At 52.4% G+C, this 6,603-nt stretch carries 6 protein-coding genes; 2 read left to right on the top strand and 4 right to left on the bottom strand.

The window, feature by feature from the left end; genetic code table 11:
• From Q1B15_RS16725 to Q1B15_RS16740, 4 genes are all read right to left on the bottom strand, one after another.
• Positions 1 to 670 (bottom strand): carbohydrate ABC transporter permease (locus Q1B15_RS16725; protein ID WP_299755773.1); only part of this gene is annotated, 670 nt, incomplete at its 3' end.
• A gap of 1 nt (position 671) precedes the next feature.
• Entirely contained in the window at positions 672 to 1,538 is an 867-nt protein-coding gene (locus Q1B15_RS16730; protein ID WP_299755775.1) for a sugar ABC transporter permease, read from the bottom strand.
• Between the two features lie 54 nt (positions 1,539 to 1,592).
• The gene (locus tag Q1B15_RS16735) at positions 1,593 to 3,122 is read right to left on the bottom strand and encodes an ABC transporter substrate-binding protein (RefSeq protein WP_299755776.1); all 1,530 of its coding nucleotides are present in this window, start codon (positions 3,120 to 3,122) and stop codon (positions 1,593 to 1,595) included.
• A gap of 98 nt (positions 3,123 to 3,220) precedes the next feature.
• Positions 3,221 to 4,273, bottom strand: coding sequence for an NAD(P)-dependent alcohol dehydrogenase (locus Q1B15_RS16740; protein WP_299755779.1), 1,053 nt, complete (start codon positions 4,271 to 4,273; stop codon positions 3,221 to 3,223).
• A 189-nt stretch (positions 4,274 to 4,462) separates the two neighbouring features.
• Between Q1B15_RS16740 and Q1B15_RS16745 the strand changes: the two genes are divergently transcribed.
• Together Q1B15_RS16745 and Q1B15_RS16750 are read left to right on the top strand one after the other, a co-directional pair.
• Positions 4,463 to 6,328 carry a sigma 54-interacting transcriptional regulator gene (locus Q1B15_RS16745; protein WP_299755781.1) on the top strand — a complete coding sequence of 622 codons (1,866 nt, stop codon included), beginning with the start codon at positions 4,463 to 4,465 and terminating at the stop codon, positions 6,326 to 6,328.
• A gap of 26 nt (positions 6,329 to 6,354) precedes the next feature.
• Positions 6,355 to 6,603, top strand: coding sequence for a hypothetical protein (locus Q1B15_RS16750; protein WP_299755783.1), 249 nt, complete (start codon positions 6,355 to 6,357; stop codon positions 6,601 to 6,603).

The following is a 6,603-nucleotide window of genomic DNA, read 5'->3' on the forward strand; positions in this document are numbered from 1 at the left end:
GGGTGAAGGCGAAGAAAAAGTCGTTCCACCCGAAGATGAGGCAGAACATGCCTGCCACGACGAGGCCAGGAACTGAATTAGGCAGGACAACTCGAAAAAACGCCCCAATCGGGCTGCATCCGTCGGTCATCGCCATTTCATCGAGTTCTTTTGGGATGCCCGCAAAAAAATCAGTCATGACCCAGACCGCGATGGGCAGCAGGAGTGCTATATAGACCAGCACCAATCCAAAGATCGTATCTAGCGCGCCTAACTCCTTGAGCATCAAGAAGAACGGGATCGCTAGAACGATGGGCGGCATGATGCGTTGTGAGATAAAGAAGAACGTGATGTCGGAATTTTTGACAAAGCCCAACCTGTATTCAAACCGGGACAACCCGTAGGCCGCCAGCGTTCCCAATGCCAAACTGACAAGGCTCGCGATTAGGGTAACAGCGGCGGAGTCTATGAAGGGACCTACGATGTTAATCCCTTGCGACCCCGTCGTGAACAATGAGGACCAGCCTTGCGTTGACGGCTCATAATCAACCCATGGGATGTAGGTCGCTCCACTTGTGATCGCGTTGGCATCTTTGAAAGATGTGGTCAGTGCCCAAAGGAATGGAAACACGACAAAGAGGGACCAACCGAAGAGGAACAGGGTTTTTAGGATGTGATAAAACTTATTCATGTTATCCGACCTTTCCAACCAGCAAACGCAGTAGGACTTTTGCAATCACGGTGAGGCTGACAATCATGATCACCAGATAGACCAGCGACAACGCCGCAGAATACCCAATCTGAAAATCGCGCAAACCGCGAATGTAGATGTAATAGGATGAGGTCTCGGTCGCCGTTCCCGGCCCGCCTGAGGTTAGGACATAAACCGTGTCCATGATCTTTGATGCTTCGATAAGCCGGATGATCACCGCACCAATGGTAATCGGCGCCATAAGTGGAAAGGTAACCTGCCAAAACGTGCGCCATGTGCCAGCACCGTCAATTGCTGCCGCGAGATAGGGTTCGCGTGGCAGCGACACCAATCCAGCCAGCAACAACAGGAACATAAATGGCGTCCATTGCCAAACTTCAACAATCAAAACACTGATGAAAGCGCCGTTTGCGCTGGAAAGCCATGGTACCGCGCCAATCCCGAACATGCGTAGAATGTCATTCGCGGGGCCCAGGCTTTCGTGAAAAACAGTCCGCCAAATCACCGACATGACCACCGGCGTGGTCATCATTGGGATGAGGAATAAGACCCTTAGTAAACGACCACCGCGCACCTGTTTCCAGACTGCAAGTGCTAGCGCAAAACCTAACGTGTATTGCAGTGACACCGAACTCAGAGACAACATCGACAACCGCCCTAGACTCTGCCAGAATCGATCGTCTTCGAACACGCGTCCGTAGTTCTTACCGCCGATGTAATCGAGGCCTGACTGAAACACATCCCAGCTCGAAAAACTCACACGAATTGTAAACAGTAGCGGGAAAAGGATTATTGCGACCAAAGTCAATAAGGCTGGCAGCAAGAAAAAGTGCTTAGACGATAGCATGGTATGTATCCCTAGATTTGAGGTGGGCGTCCAAGGAACGCCCACCTCTCGTCATTAACCTTCGTTGTCTTCAAGTGTAACAACGTTGGAGTAGGCTTCACGCAAGCTATCCTTGCCAATGCGACCTGTGATTTCAGACCACTCCTCGGCAACACTATCCAGTGCTTCCTGCGCAGTCTTCTGACCGGCCATCGCCTCGGCTACGCCATTCGCCATTGACGACATGAACTGACTTACGCCGGGAACACGCAAATCGAACACACGGTTTTTGCTTTCCTCCATCTCAGACAATGTCGTGACGTAAGTCTGCGCTGTTTTATCAGCCCAACCTTGACCCTTCCAATAATCAAAATCAAAATGGCTGTTGCGGTAAGGGTTCACACCAAAGCGACCGATCTGCATGTCATGTTCGGCGTTAGCTTCGTTTGAGAAGAAGCAAAGGAAATCAAATCCCATCTCTTGCTCTTCAGACATTGAAGAGACTGCTGAAGACCAACCCCACGTCATGTAAGGCGCACGGTTGGGCGTCTCGAATGTGTCCCACTCGCCAGTGGTGCGGTTCCAAACTTCGGAAGCACCCGGTAGCGGCGCGGCTGCGACCATATTTCTGATCCGGCTGTCTTCCTGATTGGCCTGAATAAAGGCGTCATCCCAGCTATAGCTCATCAAAGTCTGACCACCGCCAAACGAGAAGATCTCATCGCCCAAACCAAAGTTAGTGCCACCGGGAGGGAAACTGGCTTGAGCTTCGATAAACAGTTCAAGACCGCGTACAAAACCCGGCGTGTTGATCAGCGGTTCCATTGTCTCAAGGTCAAAGAAGAATCCACCTTGGACGTCCGGGTGCTTTGCATATGGTGCCGCACGGCTGATGAACGCCGAGAACATCAAATCATCGCGTTTCGCAACTTCAGCAGAGCCATAGTTCAGTTCGCCGTCACCATCCCAATCAGACGCGTTGAAATATGCGGCAACCTGATTGTATTCCTCCCATGTCGCAGGAACGGTCAACTCGTTGCCGGTGTCGGCAAGGTATTTTGCTTGCACATCGGTATTGTCGAACACGTCCGTCCGGAATTTCAGATAATGGCGATCACCATCCATCGGGTATTGGATCATTTCACCGTTCCACGTCGCTACACCCCTAAAACTTGGGGTGACATCCATCATGCCCGTTGAGTTGACATAGGCCTCAGGCACAGGGGCAAGGAAACGGCTGAAATCACCAATCCAAAGTGATGGATAAAACATCACATCATAGGCGTTCTGCTCACTTTGGAATGGGATCATGATCCGCTGGAACAGATCACCAAATGGCACGTGAACCACATTGACTTCGGCTCCGGTCAATTCAGCAAACTGTTCCGCGTGAAGCGCGGTGGGCTCCCCGATGACAGGGATCGCGTGGGTGATGATGTTCAATGTGCGCCCAGAGTAATCCTTGGCGTCTGTCGCCGCATAGCTACAGGTACCCGGCAGGTCCTGTTCGATGCCAAAACGTGTGTAATCTTGTGCCGAGACAGGCACCGCAGATGAGGCGATAATCGCCAGCACCGAGGCCGAAATTGTAAACTGATTTTTCATGTTAGTCCTCCCGTTTGGTTTTGATATGACCCGCTCCTCGCGGATCGCGCGCAGGCCAAAGTTGTGTGACCTGCGCAATAGATGTAATTTTGGTGAATTTAGGGGATCAGAACCGCGCGACCGCGGACCTTCCCGTCGTGAAGGTCGCGCAGCGCAAGATTTGCATCGCGCAAGGCATATTCTTTGGTCGTCAGATCGACCAACCCGCGGTGGGCCAATTCCATCAATTCCGTCAGTTCCGCCCACGTGCCGACGAGGTTGCCGATTATGTTCTTTTCAGTGATCACAAGATCAACGGTTGGAACCTGAATATCCTCACCATACCCGACAACGTAATAGCTGCCGGCTGCCCGCGTCATAGCGAGGCCCTTGCGGGTCGTGCCGTTCTCGCCGACAAAATCAAGCACGGCTTCGGCGCCATGACCTTTGGTCAGGGACAAGATTGCATCGACTTCGCCACCATCGGCTTTTACCAAATGATCAGCACCGCATTCACCAGCGAGGGACAGTGACGTATCAGATGTATCGACAACAATGATCTCTGCGGCACACATCGCGCGCAGGACTTGAATGCCGATATGGCCTAAACCACCAGCGCCGATCACAACACAGTATTCACCGGGAAGCAGATGGCGCGTCGCTTTTTTGGCTGCGCGGTAAGCTGTTAGGCCAGCATCGGAATAGGGTGCAACCTCTTTGGGTAGAAGTGACTTCGGCAACTTGATGATATTACGCTCGGACGTCACCAACGCCTCAGCGTAACCACCGTCAGAATCAAGGCCTGGAAACGTACCTTCGCCGTGCATGTCTTGACCACGACGACAAGCGATGCATGTCCCGTTCGAAATCTTCGGGTGGATAATCACAGGATCACCCTTTTTCAGGCCTTCGACTTCTGGCCCGACCTCTTCGACCCAACCTGCGTTTTCATGGCCCAAGATCAACGGCAACAAAGCGTTCCCATTTGGATCCATGTGCGGCCGCCAGATACCTTCGATGACGTGCAGATCGGTGCGGCACACCCCTGCGCCACCGATGCGAACAATTACGTCCGACCCTTTGGTGATAACAGGATCCGGCACATCGATGTAATCGACCCACGACGGTGCAGTCAGATCGTCATCGTATTTATGTAGAACTTGGGCCTTCATGGGACTCTCCGAGATTAAATGTCTGTTAGGCCCTACTTAACGGTCGGCACATCCGCTGAGTTGTTTGCGAGTGTTCAATTTCTGCGAAGCGCGATGTTTTCTATGCTCAAAAAATGAACAAACCTTGGATTTCACTTTGTTTATTGGGCATTCATCATCCATGATGACCGCAGTCTTGGGAGGGCGCTCGTGAAAACTGCATTTGATAAAGCCCGCAATGCCCTCGAGGTTAACGGCCGGTTCGCCTATGGTGCCGTGCCGGAAACGATTGCTGATAGTTGGCGGCGGTGTATGCGACTTGGCCTCGATCCCGTCGGTAATCCGGAGGAATGTGTCGTCTCTCACACCGATCTTCATCAGCGTCGTGATCAGCAAGATCGTGTAATGCGTCTTGTCAGGCCGGAATTGGAATTGCTGAGCGCGCAAATCGCTGGATCGAATTTTCTGGTGGCATTTGCAGACAGTGACGGTGTCGTGCTCGATCAAATTCTGGATGAAGAATTCCGCACGTCCACTTGCGGCAAAAGTATCCTCCCCGGTTCAATCTGGAGCGAGGAAATCCGCGGCACCAACGCCCTTGGGCTGGCACTTCACACTGGTGTGTCTTGTAACGTCACAGGTCGCGAACATTTCTTTGCAAAAGAAGGTACGGTATCGTGCCTATCCGCCCCCATTTTTGACAGCAGTGGCCAATTAATAGGATTGCTGGATGCTTCTTCCGAAGTGACAGCCAGACAGTATCATACCCTTGCGTTGGTGAACCTTGCCGCGCAAAACGTTGAAAATCGTTTATTCGTGGAGGATCATCGCGGCGAACACATCATCCAATTTCATCCCCGTCAAGAATACCTCAAGACCCAAAATGTCGGCATGATCGCGTTCAACGAGGACGGCCAGATAACCGGGGCGAACCGTCGCACCAGTGAACTCTTGACGGGTTTGAATCTTGCTAACGCAATCAAATTCCAAGACCTCTTTATGGGACAGTTCTGTACCTTGATCGAACAATTATGTAGGGGCGAAATTGTTCAAATTACTGATTGGCTGAGGTCTGGGTATTTTGCACGCCTCAGGCTTACCCACTCGGCACGTACCAAGCTCACGAACACACAGGTGTTGCTGCCAACCGATCCGATCTATCGCGTTCCAAAGGCAGCGGGAGACGTCGGAACCGGGCGCGTTTTCGAAGATGAAGCCTTGCGCCAAAACCTTCGGTTGGGCAGAAAATCGGCCCAACAAGGCCTGCCTGTTCTAATTGTTGGCGCACCCGGAACCGGGAAAAACACAACGGCTGAGGAGATACATGATCAACTTCACCCCGATCAAGCATTCGTTCTTGTCGAGTGTGAGACGCTCAATTTAGACGCTGTCGAAGGCCAGCTTATCGCACAGATGAAATCCAAAGCTGATGCCATGCCCCGAAAGCAAGACACCATTGACCTCGACAAGGGCGGCACGTTGTATCTCGATAGGGTTGATCTGTTGCCGATTGAAATCGCGCCAAGCCTGAACACCTTCCTCAATCGTGTCATTCAACGGCGCAATCCGCTGCTGGCCGACGGCGAATGGATCATCATCAGCAGCGCACAGAATGCTTCCTGCCTGAACGATGCAATAGGCCCATTGAGGACTTTATACGAACGCCTTTCTGGATTTTCGCTCTACTTGCCCAAACTCACAAACCGCTCTGATTTTCGACATCTGTGTCGCGCGATGCTTGCCGCAATCTCCCCTCAACACACCCTTTCAAGTAACGGCACAGACGCACTTATGGCGATGACTGCTGATCACAACCTAACCGATCTAAACCGAAATCTGCGTACGCTTGCGATCCACCACCACGATGGGATCATAAGACAAGAAGGTGTCACGCGCATTTTGGGTCAGCGTCCGCTTGGCGTCTCGCCGTGTACGCGCTGCGTCGGGCAGATGATCAAGGAAGTAAGATGTATCGAAATCCAAAAGGCTTTGCGCGACTGTAACGGGAACGTTGCCTTGGCCGCGCGCCAACTTACTGTTTCCCGAAATACTGTCTACGCCCATGTTAAGGATTAAGAACGCCGAAGTCGTGTGAGCGATCCTTGAGCGGACATCCATCGCGTGTCATGGATCTTGTCACTTTGAGGCTGCTTGCTGCCGTTAGCCGCATCGCAGCGATTTTGCCGAACGATCTCGCCCCGACCAACATGAACGGCCCAAAGCTGCCGTTCGTCGGTCGATCTGATGCTGCGCCGCAGCTTCGCCAGACCGGCCATTCGTGCATCCTGCAGCATATTCTTGGGCCAAATGACCGCAACGCGGACGGAGCAGTCATCAGAACCTCCGGTTGA

It is taken from the genome of uncultured Boseongicola sp. (assembly GCF_937988555.1).
GTDB lineage: Bacteria > Pseudomonadota > Alphaproteobacteria > Rhodobacterales > Rhodobacteraceae > Boseongicola.